Raw genomic sequence first — 25,501 nt, forward strand, 5'->3', positions numbered from 1 at the left:
GTTGAAGATCATGGTGTCCCGGGCGTCCCGTGTGGACTGGTACATGCGCGGCTCGCTCTACGTGCTCTACGCGGCCCTGCCGCTGGCCATCGGCAGCACGGTCGGCGACGGGTCGCCCACGTGGGCGCTGATCGCCGCCGCGCTGTCGGTGGGGCAGGCCGTCGCCTGCGTCCTGCTGATGCACCAGGCGATCGACTTCCGCCTCGGCCGGGGCCCGCGCCCACGCCGGCGAGTCGCGGTGGCGGCGGCGCTGTCCGTGGCCACCGCGGTGGCCGCCTGGCCGTCGTTCACCGAACCCGGCTCCTACGGCTTCGTCGTCGCGATCGTGCTGACCGGGTTCCTGGTCGCCCTGGCTCCCGCGGTGTCCACCACGATCTCACTCAGCCTCGCACTCGTCTTCTGGCTGGTCGCGGCGGCGCCGGCGATCCACCGCAGCGGCGAGGAGTTCTTCCAGCAGCTGGGACTGTTGCTCCTGCTGCTGGCGATGCTCGGCACCGGCCGCAGCACCGTCTGGATGCTCGACGTCATCTGGCAGCTGGACGACGCGCAGCAGGTCAAGGCCGACCTGGCGGTCGCCGAGGAGCGGTTGCGCTTCGCCCGGGACCTGCACGACGTCGCCGGGCGGGCCCTGTCGGTGGTCTCCCTCAAGGCGGAGCTGGCCGCCAAGCTGGGCGAGCGCGGCCGGCCCGAGGCGGTCGAGGAGATGCTGGAGGTACGCCGGATCGCGCAGGAGTCGCTCGCCGAACTCCGCTCGGTCGTCAGCGGCCTGCGCACCGCCCAGCTGGACGAGGAGCTCGCCGGCGCCCGGTCGCTGCTGGCCGCGGCGGGCATCACGTGCCGGGTGATCGGCGACGCCGACGGGCTCGGCGCCCGGACCCGGACGGCGCTCGGCTGGGCGGTCCGCGAGGCCACCACGAACGTGCTGCGGCACAGTGAGGCACGTGAGTGCACGATCATGCTGGACCGGAACACTGAGGGCATCACCCTGACCATGACCAACGACGGCGCCGGGGTCTCCCCCGAGGGCCGGGTATTGTTCGGCAACGGGCTCACCGGGCTTTCCGAGCGCATCGCGGCGCTCGGGGGAACCGTCGCTGCCGACCGCGTGCCGCCCGACCGCTTCCGGGTCGAGGTGCGGCTGCCGGCGGCGACCGAGGAGGCCGCGTGACCATCCGGGTGCTGCTCGCCGACGACGAGCACCTGATCCGCGGCGCCCTGGCCGCGCTGCTCGCCCTGGAGGACGACATCGAGGTGGTCGGTCAGGCCGCCACCGGCGCCGAGGCGATCGCCGCCGCCCGGGCACTGCGCCCCGACGTGGCCGTGATCGACCTGCAGATGCCCGATCTCGACGGCGTCGCGGTCGCCCGCCGCCTGCAGACCGAGGTTCCGGACTGCCGCACCATGATCGTGACCAGCCACGGCCGTCCCGGTCATCTCAAGCAGGCGCTCGCCGCCGGCGTCCGCGGCTTCCTGCCGAAGACCGTCTCCGCCGACGACCTGGCCATGGTGGTGCGCACCGTGCACGGCGGCGGCCGCTACGTCGACCCGCACCTGGCCGCCGAGGCGATCAGCGCCGGCGACAGCCCGCTCACCGCCCGCGAGGCCGACGTGCTGCAGCTCGCCGCCGAGGGCGCCCCGGTCGACGAGATCGCCCGGCGCGCATCCCTGTCACCCGGCACCGTCCGCAACTACCTGTCCTCGGCGGCCGGCAAACTGGGCGCTTCGAACCGTCACGAGGCCGCCCGCACCGCCCGCAAGCACGGCTGGATCTGAGTCACCTCTCCCCCGCCCACGCGCGCAGCAGGTGACCGCCGATGGAGTCCACCGGCCCGGAGCCCGGTCCCGCGGCGAGCCGCTCGCGGACCTCGGCGCGGGTGAACCAGCGTGCCTCGACGAGCTCCTCGCCGTCCACCGCGATGGTCTCGCCGACCGCTTGCGCGCCGAATCCCACCATCAGGCCCGCGGGGAACGGCCATGCCTGCGAACCCCGATAGGCCACCTCGCCGACGTCGACTCCCGCCTCCTCGGCCACCTCCCGGCGCACCGCTCCCTCCAGGCTCTCGCCGATCTCCACGAAGCCCGCGATCAGCGCGAACCGGTCGGCTCTCGCACCACGGTGCCGGGCCAGCAGGCAGCGCGGCTCGGGACCGGGTGCCTCCACCAGCACGATGACCGCCGGCTCGATGCGCGGGAACAGTTGCCTGGCGCAGTCCGGCCCGGTGCACTCCCGGAGGTGCCCGGCGGCCGTGCTGCGCGCCGCCGACCCGCACGACCCGCAGAACCGGGTCTGCCGGTGCCAGTAGAGAAGCCCGCGGGCGTACGCAAGCGTGGCCGCCTCCGCATGCGGCAGCAGCGCTGCCAGTGACCGCATGTCGGCGCTGCTCTCCGCCTCCGCCGAGCTCAATGCCGCCTCCTCCGGGCCGTCCAGGTCGGCGGCGAAGACGGGCGCCCCGTCAGCCAGTCCGAGCAGCACGGTCTGGCCCGCCGCCGCCCGCACCGCCGCACCCGCCGCGCCGTTCAGCACGACGGGCCGGCCGTCGCGGACCAGGCAGCGGTCCCGCCACATCGGGACGACCCGGGCGTCCGGGCGCGCGGACTGCGCCTCGACCCACTCCTGGTCGTCGCGGCGGTTGCCTGCGCGGTCGTGCGGCGTGTGCGTGTAGGACAAGCCCTCGAAGGTCATGGTCCATCTCTACCGCAGCGGGTCAGACGCAGCTGCCGCAGGCGGGCCGCCAGCCGCTGCCGCCCGGTATCAGCGGCACCCCGTCGAAGCGGGGATCGTCGATCGGTATCGGCACGCCGACGGTTCCTCCGGCCGGATCCCGGCCGATGCAGGCGACACGGTTCACGGTGAAGAACCCCGGGTGCTCGGCGGAGGGTTCGGCGTGGTTGACGACGCAGGCGGCCCAGGTGTCCGCCAGGCTGTAGGTGTACCTCTTGAAGAGGAACCGGACCCCCGCCTCGCCGTACGGCTTCCGGGCCGCGAGCCAGCTGGAGCCGCCGTTGCGGTACTGCGCGACGGTCCAGCGGGCCTGCGGATCGTCCGCACCCGGGCAGGCGCTGACGACACCGGTGAACTCAAACGTGTACGGCGACGCGTTCCCCATGTACGCGCCGCCGAGCTGAGCCTGCGTGCAGATCGACACGGGCGGCCAGACGTACTCCATCAGCCCGGCGTGCGCCCGGCCCGGCGTGACCAGGAGTACTACCAGGACGGCAAGGACCGAACAGAACCGGCGGGACATCAGGACTCCCCGGTGGCGGACGGGCCGGCCGCGCGCATCGTGCCGAGGGCGAGCCCCAGCTGGAAGCGGTTCTCGACAGCGACCCGGTCCATCAGCGCGCGCATCGTGCTGGTGACCGTACGAGCGCTGATCCGCAGTTCAGCCGCGGCGCTGACGTCGGTGTGGCCCTGGGCCAGCAGGTTGACGAGCTCCAGCTCGCGTTCGGACAGCGTGATACCCGGCATGCCATGCTCCCGCGGGTCGACGGCCGAGGCCCAGTGACGTTCGAAGAGGGCGACGAGGGACCGCACCATCGCGGGATGGCTCACCTCGAGATAGCCGCGCTCGAGGTCGCCCGGATCCGCCGGGAAGAACGCCACCCGGCGGTCGACGACGATCAGCTTCAGCGGCAGCTCGGCCGCCTCGCGGTAGCCGTACCGGGCCGCGTCCAGCAGCGTGGCGTCCACGTGCAGGTCGCGGTCGGCCGGCGGCACACCGAGGATGCGCAGCTTGACGCCACGGGTGACCAGGTCGCGGTCGAGTGGTGCGGCCGCCCGCGCGGAGGCCGCGTCGAAGGCCGGCTCGGGATTGATGCTGAGCTGCTCGTGCCGCTCGATCGCGACGAGACCGGCGAGGCGGCGCCGGGTGTCCTCCCGGGAGACCAGGTGGCGAACGCCCTCGCCTACGTAGTCGCGCGCCGCGGCGGCCACTCGCGGAGCGGCGCGCCCCGGGACCTCCCCGGTACGCATCCGGCGGGCGCGCAACCGCGGCACCACCTCGCCGGGCGGTACCGCGGTCCAGATCGGACGGTGTGCGACGGCACCACGCCAGGATCGGCAGGTGGCGGCGCCGGCCTCGTGCAGCTCGGCGAGCGCGGCGTGCACCCGGCGCGCCGTCAGTCCGAGCTCGGTCACGAGTTCCGGCGCCGTCCGCTCCCCGAACGTGGCCAGGGTGCGATACACCAGGTCACCGTCACACGTCAGCCCCCACCGTACGAGTGACGGAACCGGCACCCCCACCGGCAGCACGTCGACCATCACGACCTCCCCCGTAGTGCTGCGGGACATGGAACCACGCATCCCACCGGCACGCGGCTCGCGGTTGCGCACGTGCGCAACGGCCGGTCCGGCTGCGGTATCCGGCAATCGGCCCTCACAAAACGGGCACCCACATCCCCTTTCCGGTTGCCGGTGATGCGATCCCCCGTACCCGATCAAGCCTTTGAAAAAGAGGGGGAACGACGTGGCACCCAATCCGAATCCATCACGGATCACCGATGCCTCCTGGTGGCTGATGGAGCAGCTGCTCGCGCTCCAGCCCGGCACCCAGAACGGCGGCATCTACGCCAACAAGTCCGGCTACCACAACACCCGCGCGGCCAACCAGGCGAGCTGGCCGGGCAACTACTCGATCAGGGACGCGGAGGACCAGGGCGGGCCGAGCGACAAGGCGGCGGCATACGACTGGACCTTCCCGGACGCGCAGGGCGGCAACTACGCGACGATCGCCCGGTACAGCGGACGGCTGCTCGCCTCCGGCCGCGACCCCAACGACCCGCGGCTGAACGGCTGGAAGGAGTTCTTCGGCCAGGTCGACTCGGACACCGAGGTGGAGGGATGGGACTTCCGCCGCGACGTGGCGTCCAGCTCGGACAGCTCCCATCTGTGGCACATCCACCTCAGCGAGGACCGCGACAAGGTCACCGACCTCGGCAACAAGAAGGCGCTGCTCAGCGTCCTCCGCGGGGAGACCGTGGCGCAGTGGCGTGGCGGCGCGGGGGCGCTCACGGGAGCACTGTCCGACATCAACGGCGACGGGCACACCGACGTCGTCGCCCGCTTCTCCGACGGCGCCCTCTGGGTCTACCCCGGTACCGGCAACACCGGCATGAGCACCTTCGGCGACCGGTACCAGGTCGGCACCGGCTGGAACGACGCCACCTCGATCATCGCCGCCGACATCAACGGTGACGATCATGTGGACGTCCTGGCCCGCTTCGCCGACGGCACCCTCTGGGTCTACCCCGGCACCGGCAAGACCGGGATGAGCACGTTCGGCGACCGGTACCAGGTCGGCACCGGCTGGGCCGACGCGACCGCGGTCGCCGTCGCCGACCTCAACGGTGACGGCCACCTCGACATCCTGGCCCGGTTCTCCGACGGCGCCCTGTGGGTCTATCCCGGTACGGGCCAGACCGGGACCAGCACGTTCGGCGAGCGATACCAGGTCGGCAGCGGCTGGAACGACGCCACCGCGATCATCGCCGCCGACCTCAACGGCGACGGGCACACCGACGTCCTGGCCCGCTTCTCCGACGGCGGCCTCTGGGTCTATCCCGGGACAGGCAACACCGGCATGGGTACGTTCGGCGACCGCTACCAGGTCGGCACCGGCTGGAACGACGCGTCCGCGCTGACCGTCGGCGACCTCAACGGCGACGGCCACCTCGACATCCTGGCCCGCTTCTCCGACGGCGCTCTCTGGGTTTACCCCGGTACCGGCAAGACCGGCCTGAGCACGTTCGGCGACCGCTACCAGGTCGGCACCGGCTGGAACGACGCCACCGCCCTCACCTGATCTTTCTTCCGGAAGGAGACCAGAAATGCCAGCATCGAAACCGTGCTCGCCGGGCGGCCCCAGCGCCGCCGACGTCGCCGTGGCCGACCGGGTCCGCCCGCGCATGAACGGCCCGCGCCTCGGCCGCCAGATCGCCGGCGCACACGTCTGCTGCGCCCGCGTCATCATCAACACCACGAAGGGCCGCGGCCTGCACCCACGCGCCGCCGTCATCGCCGTCACCACGGCGATCGCCGAGAGCACCCTGCACAACTACACCGAGGCGGTCGACCACGACAGCCTGGGCCTGTTCCAGCAGCGGCCCTCACAGGGCTGGGGCACACCCGCCCAGCTGACCGACCCGGTGTACGCCACCAACGCCTTCCTCAACGCGATGCTCCGCAAGTACCCCGACAACCGCTGGATGACCGGCGACATCGGCGCGATCTGCCAGAAGGTCCAGGTCTCCGCAGTGCCCGACGCGTACGGCAGGGAGGCCCACGACGCCCAGCTCCTGGTGGACGCGATCTGGCCCGGCCTGGGCGCCCTGACCGGCACCCTGTCCGACGTCAACGGCGACGGCCACACCGACGTCCTCGCGCGTTTCCCCGACGGCGCCCTCTGGGTCTATCCCGGGACAGGCAACACCGGCATGGGTACGTTCGGCGACCGCTACCAGGTCGGCACCGGTTGGAACGACGCCACGGCCATCGTCGCCGCCGACATCAACGGCGACGGCCACACCGACGTCCTGGCCCGCTTCCCGGACGGCGGCCTCTGGGTCTACCCCGGCACCGGTGGCACCGGCATGGGCACCTTCGGCGACCGGTACCAGGTCGGGACCGGCTGGAACGACGCCACCGCCCTCACTGTGGCCGACCTCAACGGCGACGGCCGTCCGGACATCCTGGCCCGGTTCTCCGACGGCGCTCTCTGGGTCTACCCGGGCACCGGTGGCACCGGCATGAGCTCCTTCGGCGACCGGTACCAGGTCGGCACGGGCTGGAACGACGCCACGGCCGTCGTCGCCGCCGACATGAACGGCGACGGCAACGTGGACGTCCTCGCCCGCTTCCCGGACGGCGGACTGTGGGTCTACCCCGGCACGGGCAACACCGGCATGAGTACGTTCGGCGACCGCTACCAGGTCGGCACCGGCTGGAACGACGCGACCGCCCTCACCGTCGGCGACCTCAACGGCGACGGCCACACCGACGTCCTGGCCCGCTTCCCGGACGGCGCCCTCTGGGTCTATCCGGGCACGGGTAAAACCGGGCTGAGCACGTTCGGCGACCGCTACCAGGTCGGCACCGGCTGGAACGACGCCACCGCCCTCACCTGACGGGCACGGACCGTCCCGGCCCCGACTTCCGTGCCGGGACGGTCCTACGCCGCGTTCACATAGGCGAGTGCGAAACCGATCGTCGGGATGGCGAAGAAGGCCGAGACGACCGCCATGCGGGGGATGGTCGGGCGCCGGGTGAGCACGGCGTAGGCGGCGATCAGCACCGGCACCGTGAACAGCTGCGGGACGAATGTGGAGCGGGGCACGACCACGTCCAGGCCCGCGCACACCACGCACAATGTCAGCGCCGCCGCCCACAGGCCGACGCCGAGGAGGTACGCCACGGGCGCGCCGAACCGAACCGCGAAGGTGGTGTCGCCTGCGCCGCGGTCGGCGGGCAGGTCGGTCACCGTGGTCGGCACGTAGAGCGCGGCGGCGAACAGGAACCCGATCAGCCCGAACTGCCAGGGAAACTCCCACGGCGCCCGGGTGATCGCCCAGCCCGCGGCCGGCGACAGGACACCCACGACGAAGGCGTTGACCGCGACGTCCCAGCCCGGCCGGGTCTTCAGGCGCAGCGGCGGCACACTGTACGCCCACCCGAGCAGCAGCACCCCGGCGACACCGAGCACGAACAGCGGCCCGACGAGCAGCGCGCAGCCCAGCGAAAGCCGCGACCGCCGCCCAGTACCAGCGGCGCAGGCGGGCCGCCGAGACCGTACCGAGAACCAGCGGCGCCGTCGCCTTGCGCGGGTTGGCCCGGTCGCTGGGCAGGTCGTTCAGGTCGTTCTGCGCGAGCACCGCCGCCCAGACCAGCGGCCCCAGCACGAGCAGCGCCATCAGCGCCCGCGGCACGTCACCACGGTCCGGCAACCACGCGTGCCCGGCCAGCACCGTCCCCAGATAGGCCGGAACCCACGACACCGGCCAGAACCAAGGCCGCGAAACCCCAGCCAGCACCACCGCCGTCGCCGCCGTCATGCCCGGATCATGACCGCTCACCGCTGTGCGCGCGCTGTGAGGTCTGGTCTTCACCGGTGGTACGCGGGGCCGTGCGGTCGCGGATCGGCCGGCGCACACGGCTCAGTTTCCGCATTCCGATGCCAGCACTCATCGAGGTAATCCTGCAACGACTCCTGGTGGAACTGGTACAGCGCCCCGTCGCGGCGCAGCACCCCATGCTCGTGCAATGCCTCGAAGAAGGTCCCGAACCGCCACGGAAGGTGCCCGCCCAGAAAGAGGAACAGGTGGTACACGAAGAATGCCGGCCACGCGGTGTAGGCACAGGCGATGACGAGCCCGAGACTCAGCCCGAACATCAGGCCGTGGTACCACGCGACCGTCAACCCGGACGCGACGACCGGGTCCGCGGCGCGCAGCACGTCACCGAAGGCAACGATCGAGAATGTCGAGGCGAGACCGACCGCCGCTATGCAGGTGAGCGCGACCGAACGGTCGTTGCGCAAGGACGACAGTGGAGCGATCGCCGGGAATTCGGTGGTCGCGGGAATGTCGGTGGTCGCGGGAAAGTCGGTGGTCGCGGTACGAATCCAGCGGATCGCACCCCCGACGAGGCCGATCGGGATACCTGCCGTCACTCCGAAAACCAGCGCGACGGCGACACCGTAGGAGATGCTGCGTTGCTGTATCGCACCAGCTACGCCACCGGCAACACCCACCGGCACGCTGGCGACGACGCCGGTGATCAGATCCGCGGGTAGCCGGTCCCATCGCCGGCGCCCGCCGAGGGTGACGCGAGACGGCTGTTGAGGTGTACTCGGATCCGACAGGAGACGAAAAGCGAGTACTGCCACTCCGAGCCCGAGCGTGGTGGACAGAAGCACACCCAGAAAACCGCGCTCCGAGCGAATGCCGGCGAGGATCGTGAGTTCGACGGCGGCAGCGGTCAGCAAACCGATCGACAGGATCCGGATGAGCGTCGCCCATCGGCCCGTCACCAGGTGTTCCTTCCATGCCACGACGAAACCCACCGCCACGGTGATCTGCGCGATGTCAGTGACGGTTCGCGGCAGCCCGATCACCGTCGAACCGATCAAGGCCACGACGGGCAGAGTGCAGGCCGCCGCAATGATCCCGCTGGCCGCGGTGGTGGAGATTCCACGGAGCATGCCGAGGCAGACGCCCGCGGTGCTTCCGATCGCGAACCCGCGGGTCAGCCCCTGCGGCAGGTGCAGGGCGAGTTGGTAGGCGGGTGCGACCGACAGACCGACGAAGGCCATCAGCACCCAGTTCGGGAGTGCCTCATACAGGCGCCACCAGGCGACGTTGCGGACGCCGAGCTTCTGCATCTTGTGTGCTACGTACTGCAGGGACTGGATCGCTCGCGGGAACCTGGCTATCGCCTCGTCCTCGCACTTCGCACGCAGGAAACGATCGTGCAGGGTCGAGACGATCTCGCGCACGGGCCGGTCAGCGATCGAGAGCAGTTGCTCCGGTGTGTTCTCGGGGGCGCTGTACACCTCCCAGGCGAGGGTGGCGTGCCAAGGCGTGGCGAGTGCCTTCGCCAGTCCGCCGCCCGGCTCCTCACGCAGTCTTTCGATGACCGGAGCCCACGCAGCTGTGCTGCCCACCTCTTTGGCACGCGAGGTGAAGAGGGCGGCCACGGCGTCGGCTTGACAGTCCTCGAGATGCAGCACAACGGGCGAGCGCCGCAACGACTCGTGAGCTCGGTCATCGGTGAAACGGGAGAAGAGGATCACTCGATGCTTCAGCTCGGGGAAGAATTTGCTGATCTCCTGTACCAGATTCTCCCGAGACTGCGCCGGCACCGCGTCGAAATTGTCCAGCAACACGGTCAATGACGCGCGGTAAACGAGCTGCCGGGAGATGCTCTCCTGCGCGTCTCCGAGCAGGCGCAGCGACGGATACGACTGGACCAACTGCCGTTCGAGCCAGTCGTCGATGGTCTGGACGCCGTCCCATGTGTCGAGCTGCAGCAGGAGGATCGCGTCGTCCTTGTCCCGGTTTTCGAGCAGCCCCGCCGCCACCATGAATGTCGTGGTGGTCTTACCGGAACCAGGCTCCCCGAAGACAATTGCCCGTGACTTCGGCTCGAGGGGCAACGAAGCAGCCGTCCGCTCCTGCACGTCCTTCGAGGACCATGTCGTTGCCCCGTTGCGCCCGACGGCTCGACGCCGGTTCCTGGACGGAGCGGCCGGGCGGATGCGCAACGGCAGAAGCGCCTCACGTTCGAGCCCGCGCATGTGCAGCTCAGCGTTCACGTTCATGCTCAGCTCGCCGGCGTACTGCTCCAGCACCTGGTGGAAGGTGAGGCCGGCAGGGAGCCGCATCGCGCGGAACGTCGCCACGCCGGACACGAGACCGCAGATCGCCGCGATGACGCTGGCCAGCTTGTCACCGGCTTCCAGGTCGAACAGCGTGATGATCAGGAGCAGTATGACCACTGCCCCTACCAGCGCCGCCACCACGGCGAACAACCATCGCCGACCTCGGGGGGTATCGATCACGGAAACACCTGCGTCGGGAGAGGCCGGCCACTTGGTGTGCGCGGGCAATGTCCTGTCTTGGAGCGACCTCGCGCGCCGACGAATACTCCATCACGGTCCCGTTGATCACAAGTCCACCCCATGCCCGGGATTGACGCCGCTACGTGGTGGCCACGAAGTCGTCGTAGAGGTTGGTCACCTCGAGGACCATGCGGACGACCGGGCCGGGTTCGCGCAGGTGGAGGGTGGCGCCGCGGGATCGGGCGGCGCGGCGGGCGGCTACGAGGATGCCCAGGCCGGAGGAGTCGAGGAAGGTGACGGCGCTCATGTCGATTTCGACGTGGGTGCAGTCGCCGCGGTCCAGGACCTGTTGCAGCACCTGGCGCAGGAGAGCGGCGTTGTCGATGTCCAGGTCGCCCTCCGGTGAGACCACGATGGTGTCGCCGCTGCGCTCGATGGTGTAGTCGAACGACATGACCGCTCCTTCCGCCCTTGATCAGCGCGGCACCCCGTACCCATTGATGTGGCTCGTAAAACCGGAGGCGCGCCCGATCTTGGCGGATTAGCGTTGGGCGCGAGGTCACACGACGGGGAAGGAACGAGAGACGATGCAGCGCGTCAACGACCGGCTGATCAATTGGGCGAGCCTCATCGAGGACGACACCCTGCGGCAGGCCGAGAAGGCGTCGCAGCTGTCGTTCATCCATCCGCACATCGCGTTGATGCCGGACGCGCACCTGGGCAAGGGTGCGACGGTCGGCTCGGTCATCCCGACGCTCGGTGCGATCATCCCGGCGGCGGTGGGTGTGGACATCGGCTGCGGGATGGCGGCGGTGCGCACCCGCTATCAGCACGAGGAGCTCCCGGCGAAGCTGAGCGACCTGCGGGTGGCCATCGAGCGGGCGGTCCCGCTGTCGGCCGGCGGATACAACACCCGGCTCACCGAGTCGGCGCGCCAGCGGGTGGATCTGCTGGAGGCCGAGGCGGGTTTCGACCCGGCGGCGTACGCCGGGAACTGGAAGCTGCAGCTCGGTTCGCTGGGCAGCGGTAACCACTTCATCGAGGTGACCCGGGACGAGACCGGGCGGGTGTGGCTGTTCCTGCACTCCGGTTCGCGCGGCGTCGGCAACAAGATCGCCAGTCACCACATCAAGGTCGCGCAGGACATCATGGCCCGCGAGGGCATCAGCCTGCCGGACCGCGATCTCGCGTACCTGACCGAGGGCACCGAGGAGTTCGACACCTACATCCGCGAGCTGCGGTGGGCGCAGAACTTCGCGCTGGCCAACCGGGACGAGATGATGGACCGGGTGATCGCGTGCTTCGGCGAGTTCGTCGGTGGCCCGGTCGAGCAGACCGAGCGGGTGCAGTGCCACCACAACTACACCGAGCAGGAGACCCACTTCGGCGAGCGGGTCTGGCTGTCCCGCAAGGGCGCGATCAACGCGGCCAAGGGTGTGGCCGGCCTGATCCCCGGCTCGATGGGCGACGCGTCGTACGTGGTCGTGGGCAAGGGCAACGAGCAGGCGCTGAACTCGTCGCCGCACGGCGCCGGACGGCAGTTCTCCCGGTCCAAGGCCCGCAAGACGTTCACCCGCGAGCAGCTGCGCGAGGCGATGAAGGGCATCGAGTACCGGGACACCGACGCGTTCCTCGACGAGATCCCGCAGGCCTACAAGCCGATCGACGTGGTGATGAAGGACGCGGAGGACCTGGTCGAGATCCGGCACACGCTGCGCCAGATAGTGAACGTCAAGGGCGACTAGCTTGTGATCCGTGGCGACTTCAGTGCTCTACATGTCGATGTCGGTGGACGGGTACATCAGCGGTCCCGGTGACGGGCCGGACAATCCGGGCGGTGACGGGTTCGGGCGGCTCCACGACTGGTTCGTCTCGCCGGAGGGTGAGTTCGTGGAGCCGCCGGGCGCGGCCGGTGACCTCGTGCGGCAGGTCTTCGCGACGCGCGCGGTGCTGGCCGGGCGGCGGACGGTGGAGCAGGTGGACCACTGGGGCGGCGATCACCACGGCCGCGGTGTGCGGATCTTCGTGCCCAGTCACCGGCCACCCGGGCCGAGTGTGGCGAACTATCCGCTGGTCACGTACGTCGCTGACGGCATCGCCTCGGCGATGGCCCAGGCGAAGGAGGCGGCGGGCGACGGCGAGGTGCTCGTCCACGGTGCCTACACGGCGCAGCGGGCGATCGAGGCCGGTGTGCTCGACGAGATCCAGATCCACCAGATCCCGGTGCTCTTCGGCGGCGGCACGCGCCTGTTCGACGTGCTGCCTTCCCGGACAGAGCTGGAGATCGTACGAGTGATCGACACGCCCGACGCCACCCACATCCGCTACCGCGTGTTGACCGTGTGACCACAATCGATCACATGAACACGTGGGACACGCCGGGTGGCGTACGCGATCTGGATCCGGCCCGGCTCGCCGGCTGGTCGGCGTTGATCTCCTCCTGGGTCGACCGGATGATCGAGCGCACCGCCGGTCAGGTCGGCGGCGCTGAGCACGTGCGGTTCTTCAACCCGCTGACCACTACACCTCCCGGGCCGCTCGCCGAACGCCGGATCAGCTGGGACGCGTTCCCCCGCCCGGTGAAGGTTCGCTTTCCCGGGGACCCGGCCGGGGCACGACGGGCCGCCGACGAGTTCCGCAGTCTCGGCTCGTACTACGGCGTGACGTTCTACGCCGTGCGCGACGGCGAGGCCGAGGAGATCGTCCTGCGGTACCGGCCGCAGGACGAGTACTGCGAGTGGTACGCCGACCGCGACCCGGAGACCGGCCGGATGACCCGCATCGTGTTCACGTCGGAGGGTCACGAGTACTGGCGGTTCCTCGCCGACGGCACCGCCGCCTTCCCCGACTCCGGCGCGGCGCCGGTCGACGGTGACCGCGAGCTGCTGCTGCGCCTCTACCGGGAACTGGTCGGGCCGCAGGTGCGCGAGGAGGACCTGTACTTCGACTCCGACATCGCGTACCGCACCGAGCCGGGCGGCCCGCTGCGCCTCTTCCAGCGGCGGGGCGACTACAACCCCTACAACGTGTGGAACACGACGTCCGGCCTGGCACACCTGACCCATCCCGAGAACAGCCTGTACGGCGAGATATCCCTGGCCGCGGCCGCGAGCGTGCCCCGCGCCGGCGACGACGGCACGCCGGTCACCGACGCCGGCCGTCTGGTCTGCTGCGCCGGGCTCGGCGACCCGAACCGATTCAGCGACCCGACGATCAGCACCGACGTCAACGACCTGGTCCGCCAGGGGCTGTCGGTGACGCTGCGCGACCCGGTGGGCCTCTACATCACCGCTTTCGACGACGCGGCGGTCTCCGGGCCGGGTGGTGAGGACGTGTCGTCGTGGTGGCGCCCGATTCGGGGCGCCGGCGGGCTCACCCTGCGCGCCGAGTTCGCGCCGCCGCCGGGCGCCGCGTTCGGGCTGGAGGACGTGCTGGTCAACGGCCTGCCCCTGACGTCGGGTGGGCAGCTGGCCGAGGTGATGACGATGTCGCTGTTCGGTGCGGCGGCGGATCTCGGTCAGGGGCCGCCTCCGCCGATACCCTGCGACCAGCGGTGCTGTGCCGCCGACGAGAACCCGGATGTGCTGACTCTCGTCGCGATCTCGGCGGCATGCCCGCCGGGCTGGCACGCCGCCTTCACATCCGGACCCGTCAACGCACCGGGTCTGGCGCTGCCTCAACATTCGCCCGCTTTATCGCTCTCGCCTGCTTCACCCTCGTATATCCGAAATATCCGTCTTGCGCCTGGCCCGATCGCGTGACCGCCGAACCGCGGCTCGACCTGGACGACATCCAGGCCCACGTCGTGCCCGGTTTCGTTCAGGAACACCAGCGCTTGCTCGGCTGGCGCCTCCCGGACGACGACCCGGCGACAGCAGCCCGCGCCCTCCTCGCCACCGTCACCGGCCGGGTCACCTCCGCGTCCGCCGGCCTCACCTACCGCGCCGCACGCCAAGGTCTCGCCACCGCCCTGGCCGTCTCCCTCTCGCCCCGCACGCTCCTCGCACTGGGTCACGCCGACCTGGCCTCGATCGACGAGGCGTTCGCCGTCGGCATGTCCCGCCGCACCTATCTCCGCGACCCGCCCGCCGCCCGCTGGACCGTCGGCGGGCCCGGCCGCGAGATCGACATCCTGATCATCCTGGCCGGCGACGACACCACCCTCCTGGACGACGCCACCGCCGAGATCCTGGACAGCCACACCGGCTGCGACCTCGTCCACGACCAGGCCGCCCGCCGCCTGCCCGGTGACGTCGAGCACTTCGGCTTCCGCGACGGCGTCTCCCAGCCCGCCCTGCGCGGCGTCATCGACGAGGCCGGCACCCCGCTCGTGCCCCGCACGCCCATGCCCCCGATGCCCGACCATCGCGAGTACGCCCGCCCCGGCGATGTGCTCGTCTGGCCCGGCCAGTTCCTCTTCGGACTCCCCCGGCAGTCCGAAACCGATCCGGTACGCCCGGCAGCCGCCCGCCCCGTACCGGCCCTCGCCCGCAACGGCTCCCTGCTCGTCTACCGCAAGCTCGAACAGGACGTACCCGGCTTCCTCGCCGACACCGCCCGCATGGCCGCCGAGCTCGGCATCGACCCCGCCGATCTGCGCGCCCAGCTGGTCGGGCGCCATCCCGACGGCCGGCCACTGGTCAACCCGGCTGCCACCACACGCGCCGAGCTCAACGACTTCAACTACGACGCCACCGACCCCGACGGCCTCCGGTGCCCGCTGTCCGCACACATCCGCAAGGTCAACCCCCGCGACCAGGAGACGGACAAGGGGCCACCTGCCGCGACGCTGACCTTCGCGATCCTCAGGCGCGGCATAACGTACGGGGAACCGCACTCCCCGGAACGCGGCCTGCTGTTCCTCTGCTACCAGACCGACGTGACCCAACAGTTCGAACTGCTCGCACAACGCTGGGCCAACAATCCCGAACGCCCCCGCCAGGGCATGGACAACGGCATGGACCTGATCATCGGCCGCACCCGCCCCGGCACCACCCGGCGCGCCCGCCTCCTGGACGGCGAGGTCTCCACGATGGCCGATTACGTTCACCCTCTGGGCGGCGCCTACCTCTTCACCCCGTCGATCTCAGCGCTGCGGGCCCTGACTACTCCCGAATCTCCACACCCTCCGCCGCCCACTGCTCGATGATCGCCCCCACCGCCGCCGGATCGATCTCGTGGAGCAGGCACAGCGCGCTGTCGAGTCCGCCAAGCACGAGTTGGTCGACGACCGTGGAGAGCGCACCGCTCCGCAACGCCAGCATGATCACCCGCCCGGCACGCCGCTGGTCTCCGGCCCGGCTGACGCCGATGACGATCCTGGCCAACTCCTCGATGCGATACAGACTGTTCTGGATCTCCAGAGCGACCGCCTCGGCACGGTCCCACTCACCGACCTCCGTCAGCGCCGACGCCAGAGTGCGCAGGGGGTCGAAATCCACACGCTCCCCATCCGACCGGGCGATCTGTTCGGCCCGCTCGTACTCACCGATCAGCGTGAGTGGCCTGATCAGTGAGAGCCGCGCCGGCAACAGCGCTTCGATGTCGGAGATCAGGTGCCGGGCCCGTTCAGGATCGCCCCGCCGGGCGGCGGCCACCGCACCAGCGCACCTGATCTCGGCCCGCTCGGCGACATCGTCGATCGCGAGATCCGCGTCGTTCTCCCGTCCCGCCGCGATGCGGGCACGTGCCAGCGTGTACTCCTCCGAGGGGTTCGGCCCCGGGCCGTACGGCGGGTCCGGCGGTTGCACGACGTGGAGAACATCGGTCAGGATCTGCCGCCGGAGGCTCTCGGTGGCGTCCTCCGCCGCTCCGGCGAGGTCTACCAGCAGCCGCGTCCAGGACCACGGTGCCCAGTCGGGGCCGGAGTCGTGCAGGGGGTCCGCCAGCGCCATCAACCGCAGAGCCCGGTCCTGGTCGCCGAGCTTCGTCGTCACGGCGGCGAGTTCAAGGAGCGAGAACGTCCGCCGCCCTCGCGGCCTGATCGCCTCGACCGCGGCCTCCGCCGACGCCACCAGTCGGAAAGCCCCCTCGGAGTCGCCGGCACTCCTCGCGGTCCGGGCCAGATTCACGATCAGCTGCGCCCGCGACTCCGGATCCTCGACGGCGGCGGCGGACTCCTCGGCCGCGGCCACCAGACGGAGGCCCTGATCCCGGTCGCCGGCACTCAGCGCCGCCCGAGCCAGGATCGCCAACAGTCGTGCCCGCGACGCCGCCCCCTCCGTCAAGCAGGCGATCCTCTGCGCGCTGTCCCGATCACCGGCGCGAACGAGAACGGCGAGCACCCGGGCCACGATCTCCTCCGCCTCGTGGCCGCCGAAGGCTCTCGCCACCCTCGCGGCCCGGTCTGCCGCACCCGCCAAAGCGGTGGCCTCCACCAGAACACGACGAGAACCGGAGTTCCCTCCGATCGGCCGGACCGTGCGCGCGAACTCCTCGGCCCGGACAGCGAGCCGCTCCGCCCGCTCCTGGTCGGCGTGGCAGGCCGCGGCCCAGGCGAGCTCGGTGAAAGCCTGTGCCCTCGGCCGCGGGTCCCCGATGGCCTCGGCGAGTGCTTCGGCACGCCCGGCCTCGCCGATCACTGTCAGCGCCTCCGCCAGAAAATCCCATCGCAGCCCCGCCCCTGCCGCAGCGGCCCGGTCGCCCGGCCGAGCCGCTGCGGCTGGCCGGCCGGCCAGCCCAGCCAAGGCGGCGGCCCGGCCGGCCAGCCGCAGCGCGCTTTCACGGTCGCCGGCCGCCGCAGCGGCGGCCGCCAACTCGCAGAACGTCCCGGCCTCCCGCCCGGGTTCCGCACCACTGTCGACGGTCGACTCCACGTACCCGATCAAAGTCACGGTCCAGGCGCGGTCGCCGGCCCGTCCAGCCGCCGCCGCGGCGCGACTCAGGGCGTCCATCCGAACACCGGGAACGCGGATCGCATCACCGAGTCGCCGAGCCCACTCGAACCGGCCCGCCCGGGCGCCGATGACCACCAGGTCGGCACGGAGCCGGGACGCGCCGAGGGGACCTTCGGTCCGTCGTACCAGGGCTTCCGCACGCTCGAACTGACCGGCGCGAGCCAGCGTCATCACCACCTGCCGGCCGATGCCGTCCACCCACCCGCGAGTGACGGCCCCGGTAACCACGTCGACCCTGTCGAAATGGCCGGCACGTGCGGCGGCCAGGGCGATCGCACCCCGCGCCAGCTCGCGCGGATCCTCGCGCAACCGGCTGCCGCCGGGCAACGGTTCCGGTATCGCCGAGGCGGCCACTTCCGCCTCGTCGTAGTCACCGTTGTCCGCCGCTGTCCCGGCGATCATCGCCAGCGCCTGATCGCGTCGTTCCGGCATCGCGACGGCCAGGCCGCGGGCCCGCTCGTAGTCACCGGCCGCCGCAACAGCCTCGACCCGTGTCCACCAGGCCCCGGGCGAATCGTCGCCAATCAGCTGCACCTCCGCCTCCACCGCGGCGGCGAGCCGCGCCCTATCGGCGCCACCGGCGCGCGCACTCGCCCGCGCGAGGGCGCAGAGCGCGGACGCCCTGTCCAGAGGGTCGGCCACGCTCCGGGCGACCACCTCGGCTCCGGCATGATCGCCGTCGGCGTGAAGGGCCACGGCCACGATCCGAAGCGCCTCAGCCTGACGACGGCTGTCGGCTGTCGCCCGCGCGACCGCCTCGGCCCGCAGCAACCGACCCGAGCCGGTCGCCTCGGCCCGCAGCAACCGACCCGAGCCGGTTGTGTCGGCCTGCGGGAACCGGCGCACGCCGGTCGCCTCGGCCCGCGGGAGCCGGCGCGCCCCGCTGATCGCCCGGACCACGGACACGAGTGCCTCGGCCTGTTCCGCCGGATCGGCGATGCGGTGCGCCAGCGCCTCGCCCCGGACGTCGTCGCCGGCGGCGGCCATCGCGACGGCGATCTCCCGTAACAGGCCGTCCGGACTCCGGTTCCGCTCCCCGGTCGTGAGCACGAGCCGTTCTGCCCGCTGGTGGTCGCCCGCCTCCACGGCGAGCTTCGCCAGCCGTCCGAGCGACGCCGCGTCACTCCGGCTCGCGGCGATCGCCATGGCTTCGGCCCGCCCGTGCGCCCCCAGCCGGGCCCACACCGCCGGCAGGAGCGGCGGTAGATAGGCGTTCCGCCTGTCGAGCGCGCTCCGGCGGATGTTCAGCCGGCACATCGCGGCCAGCTCGGTTCGTTCCCCGCTCAGCAGAAGATCCTCGGCGAGCGTGATCTCGTCATGGGCGGCGCTGTCGCCGCCGGTGAGTGCCAGCATTCGGTCGTGGCGGCGGGGGTCGGTGACCAGAGCGACCAGGCGGTGCGCGTCGCCCGCGTCGGCCAGCATCAGTGGGTAGCCGCGCAGCAGGTAGGGCGGTGTGCCGTCGGGCCAGGAAGCCTCCCGGTAGGTGTCCGCCCAGGCGTGCAACCGCGACCGGAACCCCGACAGGGACGTGCCGAGGTAGTCGACCGCGGTCTCGCGCAGAGTTTCGTGGGCGAAGGTCAGCGATCCGGCGAGTTCGGTCACCGTGCGGCGGAAGAGGCCGCCGAACAGGGCCTTCACCCGGAACAGGGGCTCGCCGGTGAGCTCGGCCAGGTCGGCGAGGCGCAATCCGCCACCGCTTGTCGCGATAAATCCGATCATATCGAGTTCCAGGGCTGAGCCGTGGAGCAGCGTCTGCAGCTCCGCGCCCGCGCGCGCCGCGATCTCCACAGCGTCCGGTGACGACTCCAGGACCCGGACGGCACCGGGACCGCGCAGTGGATGGCCGGCGGGCACGTCGTCCGGCAGTGACCAGGTTGACCGGCCCGAGACGATCACCCGCAAGCCGTCACCGCAGGCGCGCGGGAGGAGTGAGGCGATGCTCGGCGTACCCGATCCTGGGCGGCCCCCACGATCCTCGTCCAGGCCGTCGACCACCAGGACCAGGCGCCGGCCGTCGCGGTGGAGGCGGTCGGCGATCTCGGTCAGCAGGGCACGCCGGGAAGCGTCGCGCGACCCCGGGCCGAGCCCCGCCGGAATGCTCTCACCGGCCAGAGCGGACAGCTGATCGATCAGCATGTCGGTGAAGGCGCGGGCGTCCGACTGTTCCGCCAGCCGCGCCGTGACAAAGAAGGACACCACGTCGACCTGTGGCGGAGGGTGCAGCACAAAGGTCGACAGGAGGGCCGACTTGCCCGCCCAGGGACCGGCTCGCAGGAACAGATAGTGATCGTCGCCGGCGCAGAACGCGGCCAGGTCCGCCAGGTCGCCGTCCCGCCCGATCAACTCGGCCGGGGCGATGTCGCGGACCTGCTCGACGTAACCCGACCGGGTCCACGAGGGCGGGCGGCCACCGAAGACGTTCACCTGGATCGAGCCGTCCCCGACCTGGACACCGGCGGCTCCCCGCAGGTCCACTGTGCCGCCTGCGGGTTCCTGCGGCTGCGGGTTGGCCGTCATGCTCGATCGAAATCCTAAGCCCCGAGCGCAGTCAGTCGTTCGCGGTCCACCGGGCCAGGACGCCCGCGGCCCGCACTGTCTCCGGATGGTCCGGCCCGAGAACTCTCGTCAGGTCGGCGACCACCTGTGTCAGGAGCGCGGCGGCGCGGTCCGGGCTGCCCACCTGCCGGTAGTGCTGGGCGAGCGAACCCCGGGCGATCAGCGTGTCCGGATGGTGGTCGCCGAGAACCCGCTCACGATCCGCCAGCGCCTGCTGGTTGAGAGCAATACCCTCCTCGGAGCGGCCGGCCCGCAGATAGGACTCGGCGAGATTGGCGCGGGCAATCATCGTGTACATGTGGTCGCGGCCCTGGGTCCGCTCGCGATCCGCGAGGACGTCCTCCTCGATGGCGATCGCTTCGGCGAGCCGGCCCGAGTACGCGTAGGAGGCCGCAAGATTACCCCGCGCGGTCAGCGTCTCCGAGTGGTCGGTCCCGAGAATCCGCTCGCGATCCGCCACGACCTGTTCCTCGATGGCGATGGCCTCGTCGGTGCTGCCCGCCTTCCAGAAGGACTCGGCGAGGTTGATGCGGGCGCTCAGGGTCTCCGGGTGGTCAGTACCCATGATGCGCTCCCGGCCGGCCACCACCTCCCGCTCGATGGCAATCGCCTCGTCGGTGCGGTCCAGCTCACGGAGACATCTGGCGAGATGACCCCGGGCCACCAGCATCTCCCGTTCGGCGGAGTCACCCAGCGGTTCCAGGGCGGCGATGACCTTCTCCAAGGTGGCGATGGCCGTGGCGACGTTGCCCTGATAGTGCTGGTAGACGGCGGCGTCGTCCTGCAGCTCGAAGAAACTCGTGTACTCGTGGCCGGGCGGCAGATGATCGGACAGCGCCTGCACGTGCGGCAGCAGCGCGGACCACATCGGGAATCCGGTGACGTTGGAGATGGGCTCCGGCGGCGCGGCCTCGGCCAGGAGGTCGATCGTCCGTTCGGGAACATCGGCGGTGGCATGACCACGGGTGACGGCTTGGACGAGCCGGTGCACGGTGACCGAACCGGCACGCCGCTTGATCATGGAATAGGAGGCGAGGAGCGCGAGAGCGTCCTTGACCTCGGCCGCGTCGCCGGCCAGCGGGTACAGCACGGACTCGGGCAGCGGGTCGGCGCCGAGCCACCCCATGACGTCCAGCACCGTCGCGGCCAGGGCGTTCCGCTCGGCCACCGACGCCATCGTCACCGTCCAGACCGCGGCGACGGTCTGCCGGGTGGACTCGCCCTCCCCGGGGTCGCCGGCGGTCCGGAAGAACTTCTCGGTGAGCAGCACGATGTAGTCGTCGAAGCTCATCCCGTCGTGCTGGCTGATGTACGCCGCCGCCTGCTGCAGACCGAGCGGCAGGTCACCGAGCCGCGCGGCCAGCCGGCGCGCGCCGTCCGGGTCGTCGAATCCGGTGAGTTCCAGCAGCAGCCGTACGCTTGCCGGCCTCTCGAGAACCTCGAGGTGCAGCGCTCTCATCCCCAGTGCACGCCACCGCGCGCCCAGGTTGCGCCGGGTCGTCACCAGCACATGACCGCGACCGGTCACCAGCCCGAGCAGCCCGGTGATGTCGTCGAGACTCTCCACGTTGTCCAGCACGAGCAGCCAGCCGGTGTTGGACTGCAGCCAGCCGAGCGCCCACTCCCGCGCGTCGGCGAGGGTGGCCATCGGGTGCAGGCGCTTCGTCAGCGACGCCAGCCCCAGATCGATGGCCTGCCGGTTCTCCGCGGTGATCCACCAGACCAGCCGGTACTCGGTCAGGTAGGACCTCGCGTACTGATTGGCCAGCTCGCTCTTCCCGATGCCGCCCAGGCCGTGCACCGCCGCCTGACCGACCACCACCCGGGCGTCGACGCCGCCGAGCAGGTCACGCAGGCCGGCCAGGTCACGGCCCTCGAAAACCGCCGTCGCCGCGGGCAGGTTGTGCGGCACACCGCCGCCGACACGCTGCGGCGGCGGGAGTGAACCCGCGTCGACGCCCAGGTTGGTCTGCGAGTTGCCCGACCCGACCTGCACACCGCGGCTGCCGACCACATCGGCCTGAATGGACTCCTCATGAGCCATAAGGGTCACCCCATGTTCCCAGGCGGTCGACCGCCACCACCGTGTACGGGTGTTCCTCACCGAGAATCCGCCGATAGTCCGCGACCACCTGCTCCTGGATGCTGATCGCCTCCGCGTGCCGCCCCGCGTGGTGGTAATAGAACGCCAGGTTGGCGTGGCAGACCACCGTCTCCGGGTGATCGGCTCCCAGGATCCGGTCGTAGTCGCTGACCGATCGCTCCTCGACGGCGATGGCGTCGTCGACGCGGCCGCCCCGGAAGTAGGAACCGGCGAGGTTGGACCGGGTGGTCAGCGTGTGCGGGTGATCCGGGCCGAGGATCCGTTCGAAGTCGGGCAGGACCCGCTCCAGCAGCGCGACCGCCTCGTCGGCCCGGCCCGCCTGGATGAAGTTGGCGGCGAGGTTGCCGCGCGCGGTCAGCGTCCGCGGGTCGTCCGGCCCGAGGACCCGCTCGCGGTCGGCGACCACCTGCTCGTAGATGACGATGGCGTCGTCCAGCCGCCCGGCCTGCCGCATGTAGGTGGCCAGATTGGACCGCGTGGTCATCGTGTCCGGGTCGTCGGCACCGAGAAGGCGCGTCTCGTCCTCCACCAGTCGCGCAAGGACGTCGATTGCCTCGTCGTTGCGGCCCGCCTCGCCGTACGCGACCCCAAGGTTGCAACGCGCGCTGAGCGTGCCCCGATCGCCGGGCTCCCGCATCCGCTCGCGATCACGCAGAATCCCCTCGAAGACGCCGATCGCGGGGCCGATGTTGCCCTGGTACAGCTGATGGGTGGCGGCGCGGTCCCGGAGATCCAGCAGGGCGATGGAGGTGTGCTCGGCGGGGAACCGCTCCGACACCGCCCAGACGTGCGGGAGCAGGGCCGCCCACATCGGGAAGCCCGGCACGTTGTTGACCGGGTCGTCCGGTGCGGCCTCGACAAGGAGGTCGACCGCCAGGTCACGGATGGCGGCGGAGTCACCCACCGCGGCGGCCCGGGCGCGTGTCACCGCCTGGACCAGGCGGTGCACCGACACCGCGCCCGAGCGCCGCGACACCATCGAGTACGACGCCAGAACGGCGAGCGCGTCACCGATGTCGCGCGGATCGTCCGCGAGTGGATCCAGAACCGTCTCGGGAAGCGGATCCGCGCCGAGCCACGCCATCACGCCCAGCGCCGCGGCCGCCAGCCGGTTCCGCCTCGCCACAGCGGCCATCGTGATCGACCACACCGCCGCGACGGTGAGGCGTCCGGTGTCGCCCTCGCCCGCGTCGCCGGCCGCCCGGTCGAACTCCTCGGTCAGCAGCGCCGCATAGTCGTCGAAACTCATCCCCGCGTGCTGGCTGACGTACGCGGCCGCCTGCTGAAGGCCCAGCGGCAGGTCACCGAGCAGCTCGGCCAGCCGGTCCGCGCCGGTCTTGTCGTCGATCTCGGTCAGCCGCACCAGCAGGCGCACACTCGCGGCGCGTTCCAGCACGTCGAGCCGGACCGTCGTCAGCCCGAGCCCACGCCACCGGGCGCCCAGGTCGCGGCGGGTGGTCACCACCACCCGGCCCTGCCCGGACACGATGCCGAGCAGATCCGCGATGTCGTCGACGTCCTCCACGTTGTCCAGCACCAGCAGCCAGCCCGTGTTCGACTGCAGCCAGCCCAGCGCCCACTCCCGCGCGTCCGCCAGCGTCGCCACCGGGTGGAGGCGGGCCGTCAGCGAGGCGAGGCCGAGATCGACGGCCTGGCCGTTCTCCGCGGTGATCCACCAGATGAGTGTGTAACGGTCGAGAGCCGACCTCGCGTACTGATTGGCCAGTTCGCTCTTGCCGACGCCGCCGAGGCCGTGCACCGCGGCCTGGCCCACCACCAGGCCGGCGTCACCGAGCAGGTCGCCCAGCGCGGCGACGTCCCGGCCCTCGAACACGGCCGACACGGGCGGCAGGTTGTGCGGTGTCCCGGTTTCGCCGACGCGCTGCGCGGGAGGCAGCGACCCGGCGTCGACCGTGATGTTCGTCTGGGTGTTGTGGGATCCGATCTGCACGCCGTGGCTGCCGGCCACGTCGGCCTGAATGGACTCTCCATGATCCACCGTGGTCACCGTCCTGTCGCACACAGCTACGAAGACGGTATCTCCCGCCAGGTCCGCAACGCCTCGACCGCTCGGACCGTGTCGGGATGGCCGGGTCCCAGGATCAGTACACCCAGCGCAGCGCCTCCGCCACCTCCTCGTCCGCGACACCCTTGAACCGGGCCGCCTCCGCGCGCCGCACCGCCACCACCGCGTCGAAGAGAACCGAGCCCAGCGCCGCCCGCAGCACGGCGTCACCGGCGAACTCCTCGACCGCGGCGTCCAGGGAGGTGGGCAGCCGCGGTGCGTCCGGCAGCAGCACCGGGTCCCCGGTCACCGGCGGTGGCAGTGGCCGCCGCGCCGACAACCCGCTCATCGCGGCCGCCACCAGGCCGCCGAGGAGCAGGTACGGGTTCGCCGCCAGGTCGAAGCACTTCACCTCGAGGTTGGCCGCGCCGGACAGGCCGGAGGTACCGGGCACGAACCGCAGTGCCGTCTCGCGGGTCTCCACGCCCCAGCAGGCGAAGGCGCCGGCCCACCGCGACGGCACCAGCCGCAGGTAACCGGCCGGCGAGGGCGTACCCAGCGCCAGGAGGGCGGGCAGGTGATGCAGGATGCCCGCGGCCGCATAACCGCCGTCCCGTTCCGGGAATCCCTCGAACAGGTTCACCCCGCCTCGCCAGGCCGACAGATGCACATGCCCGCCGTTTCCGACCGTTTCGAAAACCGGGCAGGGTGAGAACGACACCCGCAGCCCGTGCCGCCGGGAAACCGCCCGAATGGTCTGCCGCACCAGGACGCTGTCATCCGCCGCCGCAACCGGATCGGCGGCCGCGACCGAGACCTCGAACTGCCCCGCCGAATACTCCGGATGCAGTTGCTCGACCTGCACACCCTGCTCTTCCAGCGCGACCAGAATGTCGCGCGCGTAGTCGCTGAACTCGACGAGCCGGCTCATTCCGTAGGCGGAGGCGAAAGTGGGCTCGGGCGGGTCGACCACCCACTCCACCTCGATGGCCATCCGGAACGACACGCCTTCGGCAGCCGCCCGTTCCACCGCGCGACGGGCGAAGCCGCGCTGATCCGCCACCCACGGCTCGCCGTCCTGGGTGAATCGGTCGGCCGGCGCCCACGCCCATCCCGGCTGCGCCGCCAGCACCACGAGGCGGTCCATGTCCGGGCGCATCCGCAGGTCACCGTCCGGGCCGCCGAGCCGGTCGGTGCCGGTCACCGAGTCGTCGGAGAGGAACACGTCGAACACCGGGGAGATGCCGACACCCCAGCGGACCGCGTCGTCGAGACGGTTCACCGGGACCGTCTTCACTCGATTGATCCCGGCCGTATCCACGTACGAAAGAATGACGGCCCGGACCCCACGCTCGCGCAACTCGTGCACCTGGCGCATGCCCATCTG

18 protein-coding genes and 1 pseudogene are annotated in these 25,501 nt (G+C 71.1%); 9 read left to right on the forward strand and 10 right to left on the reverse strand.

The genetic code is table 11. The features are described from left to right. Positions 1-10: 10 nt before the first annotated feature. Positions 11-1,168: a sensor histidine kinase gene (locus tag AB0M02_RS27410; protein ID WP_364231577.1), complete on the forward strand. Its 1,158-nt coding sequence runs from the start codon at positions 11-13 to the stop codon at positions 1,166-1,168. Next, on the forward strand, positions 1,165-1,773 hold the full coding sequence (locus AB0M02_RS27415; protein WP_364231580.1) for a response regulator transcription factor: 609 nt from the start codon (positions 1,165-1,167) through the stop codon (positions 1,771-1,773). Before AB0M02_RS27410 ends, AB0M02_RS27415 begins: the two co-directional genes overlap by 4 nt. A gap of 1 nt (position 1,774) precedes the next feature. Here the strand turns inward: AB0M02_RS27415 and nudC are convergent, their stop codons facing one another. Genes nudC through AB0M02_RS27430 form a run of 3 tightly spaced genes read right to left on the reverse strand, consistent with a single transcriptional unit; the run spans position 1,775 to position 4,291 of the window. Further along, positions 1,775-2,683, reverse strand: a complete 909-nt coding sequence (gene nudC / locus AB0M02_RS27420) for an NAD(+) diphosphatase (protein WP_364231583.1) — start codon at positions 2,681-2,683, stop codon at positions 1,775-1,777. Between the two features lie 22 nt (positions 2,684-2,705). Further along, positions 2,706-3,245, reverse strand: coding sequence for a hypothetical protein (locus AB0M02_RS27425; protein ID WP_364231586.1), 540 nt, complete (start codon positions 3,243-3,245; stop codon positions 2,706-2,708). Beyond that, positions 3,245-4,291: a helix-turn-helix transcriptional regulator gene (locus AB0M02_RS27430; RefSeq protein ID WP_364231589.1), complete on the reverse strand. Its 1,047-nt coding sequence runs from the start codon at positions 4,289-4,291 to the stop codon at positions 3,245-3,247. The genes AB0M02_RS27425 and AB0M02_RS27430 overlap by 1 nt, the downstream gene beginning before the upstream one ends. 178 nt (positions 4,292-4,469) lie before the next feature. Between AB0M02_RS27430 and AB0M02_RS27435 the strand changes: the two are divergent. The 3 genes and pseudogenes from AB0M02_RS27435 to AB0M02_RS27445 all read left to right on the forward strand — a co-directional run. Continuing rightward, a pseudogene (locus tag AB0M02_RS27435) lies at positions 4,470-4,991 on the forward strand (hypothetical protein); the annotation flags it as partial. After that, positions 4,977-5,801, forward strand: coding sequence for a VCBS repeat-containing protein (locus tag AB0M02_RS27440; RefSeq protein WP_364231654.1), 825 nt, complete (start codon positions 4,977-4,979; stop codon positions 5,799-5,801). The pseudogene AB0M02_RS27435 and the gene AB0M02_RS27440, both read left to right, overlap by 15 nt. Before the next feature lie 25 nt (positions 5,802-5,826). Then, complete coding sequence (locus tag AB0M02_RS27445; RefSeq protein ID WP_364231590.1) at positions 5,827-7,122, forward strand: FG-GAP-like repeat-containing protein; 1,296 nt, start codon at positions 5,827-5,829, stop codon at positions 7,120-7,122. Between the two features lie 44 nt (positions 7,123-7,166). Here AB0M02_RS27445 and AB0M02_RS27450 read toward each other — a convergent pair whose 3' ends face one another. From AB0M02_RS27450 to AB0M02_RS27460, 3 genes are all read right to left on the reverse strand, one after another. Continuing rightward, complete coding sequence (locus AB0M02_RS27450) at positions 7,167-7,730, reverse strand: UbiA family prenyltransferase (RefSeq protein ID WP_364231656.1); 564 nt, start codon at positions 7,728-7,730, stop codon at positions 7,167-7,169. Between the two features lie 366 nt (positions 7,731-8,096). Further along, positions 8,097-10,553, reverse strand: coding sequence for a hypothetical protein (locus tag AB0M02_RS27455; RefSeq protein WP_364231592.1), 2,457 nt, complete (start codon positions 10,551-10,553; stop codon positions 8,097-8,099). 139 nt (positions 10,554-10,692) lie between these two features. Further along, positions 10,693-11,007 carry an STAS domain-containing protein gene (locus AB0M02_RS27460; protein WP_364231595.1) on the reverse strand — a complete coding sequence of 105 codons (315 nt, stop codon included), beginning with the start codon at positions 11,005-11,007 and terminating at the stop codon, positions 10,693-10,695. A 133-nt stretch (positions 11,008-11,140) separates the two neighbouring features. Here AB0M02_RS27460 and AB0M02_RS27465 point away from each other — a divergent pair, with 133 nt between their 5' ends. The 4 genes from AB0M02_RS27465 to AB0M02_RS27480 are packed head-to-tail and all read left to right on the forward strand — an operon-like array spanning position 11,141 to position 15,702. Next, positions 11,141-12,298: an RtcB family protein gene (locus tag AB0M02_RS27465; RefSeq protein ID WP_364231597.1), complete on the forward strand. Its 1,158-nt coding sequence runs from the start codon at positions 11,141-11,143 to the stop codon at positions 12,296-12,298. A 10-nt stretch (positions 12,299-12,308) separates the two neighbouring features. Beyond that, the gene (locus AB0M02_RS27470) at positions 12,309-12,899 is read left to right on the forward strand and encodes a dihydrofolate reductase family protein (protein WP_364231598.1); all 591 of its coding nucleotides are present in this window, start codon (positions 12,309-12,311) and stop codon (positions 12,897-12,899) included. 14 nt (positions 12,900-12,913) lie between these two features. Continuing rightward, entirely contained in the window at positions 12,914-14,314 is a 1,401-nt protein-coding gene (locus AB0M02_RS27475; RefSeq protein WP_364231599.1) for a hypothetical protein, read from the forward strand. Next, entirely contained in the window at positions 14,311-15,702 is a 1,392-nt protein-coding gene (locus tag AB0M02_RS27480; RefSeq protein WP_364231602.1) for a Dyp-type peroxidase, read from the forward strand. The genes AB0M02_RS27475 and AB0M02_RS27480 overlap by 4 nt, the downstream gene beginning before the upstream one ends. Here the strand turns inward: AB0M02_RS27480 and AB0M02_RS27485 are convergent. The 4 genes from AB0M02_RS27485 to AB0M02_RS27500 form a co-directional block, all read right to left on the reverse strand. Further along, positions 15,659-19,966 (reverse strand): hypothetical protein, encoded by a 4,308-nt coding sequence (locus AB0M02_RS27485; RefSeq protein ID WP_364231603.1) that lies wholly within the window; start codon positions 19,964-19,966, stop codon positions 15,659-15,661. The genes AB0M02_RS27480 and AB0M02_RS27485 overlap by 44 nt on opposite strands. Positions 19,967-19,997: 31 nt before the next feature. Next, positions 19,998-22,049: an FxSxx-COOH system tetratricopeptide repeat protein gene (gene fxsT, locus AB0M02_RS27490; RefSeq protein WP_364231605.1), complete on the reverse strand. Its 2,052-nt coding sequence runs from the start codon at positions 22,047-22,049 to the stop codon at positions 19,998-20,000. Next, complete coding sequence (locus AB0M02_RS27495; RefSeq protein ID WP_364231607.1) at positions 22,039-24,108, reverse strand: tetratricopeptide repeat protein; 2,070 nt, start codon at positions 24,106-24,108, stop codon at positions 22,039-22,041. Before AB0M02_RS27495 ends, fxsT begins: the two co-directional genes overlap by 11 nt. Positions 24,109-24,211: 103 nt before the next feature. Next, entirely contained in the window at positions 24,212-25,498 is a 1,287-nt protein-coding gene (locus tag AB0M02_RS27500; protein WP_364231609.1) for a glutamine synthetase family protein, read from the reverse strand. Between the last annotated feature and the right edge of the window lie 3 nt (positions 25,499-25,501).

It is taken from the genome of Actinoplanes sp. NPDC051861, assembly GCF_040681145.1.
In the GTDB taxonomy this organism is placed as follows: Bacteria; Actinomycetota; Actinomycetes; order Mycobacteriales; family Micromonosporaceae; genus Actinoplanes.

Excerpts from the sequence above, each read along its gene's own strand:
- AB0M02_RS27410 (WP_364231577.1), top strand. The coding sequence starts at position 11 with ATGGTGTCCCGGGCGTCCCGTGTGGACTGGTACATGCGCGGCTCGCTC.
- nudC (WP_364231583.1), bottom strand. The coding sequence starts at position 2,683 with ATGACCTTCGAGGGCTTGTCCTACACGCACACGCCGCACGACCGCGCA.
- AB0M02_RS27425 (WP_364231586.1), bottom strand. The coding sequence starts at position 3,245 with ATGTCCCGCCGGTTCTGTTCGGTCCTTGCCGTCCTGGTAGTACTCCTG.
- AB0M02_RS27430 (WP_364231589.1), bottom strand. The coding sequence starts at position 4,291 with ATGTCCCGCAGCACTACGGGGGAGGTCGTGATGGTCGACGTGCTGCCG.
- AB0M02_RS27445 (WP_364231590.1), top strand. The coding sequence starts at position 5,827 with ATGCCAGCATCGAAACCGTGCTCGCCGGGCGGCCCCAGCGCCGCCGAC.
- AB0M02_RS27460 (WP_364231595.1), bottom strand. The coding sequence starts at position 11,007 with ATGTCGTTCGACTACACCATCGAGCGCAGCGGCGACACCATCGTGGTC.
- AB0M02_RS27465 (WP_364231597.1), top strand. The coding sequence starts at position 11,141 with ATGCAGCGCGTCAACGACCGGCTGATCAATTGGGCGAGCCTCATCGAG.
- AB0M02_RS27475 (WP_364231599.1), top strand. The coding sequence starts at position 12,914 with ATGAACACGTGGGACACGCCGGGTGGCGTACGCGATCTGGATCCGGCC.
- AB0M02_RS27485 (WP_364231603.1), bottom strand. The coding sequence starts at position 19,966 with ATGACGGCCAACCCGCAGCCGCAGGAACCCGCAGGCGGCACAGTGGAC.
- fxsT (WP_364231605.1), bottom strand. The coding sequence starts at position 22,049 with ATGGCTCATGAGGAGTCCATTCAGGCCGATGTGGTCGGCAGCCGCGGT.
- AB0M02_RS27500 (WP_364231609.1), bottom strand. The coding sequence starts at position 25,498 with ATGGGCATGCGCCAGGTGCACGAGTTGCGCGAGCGTGGGGTCCGGGCC.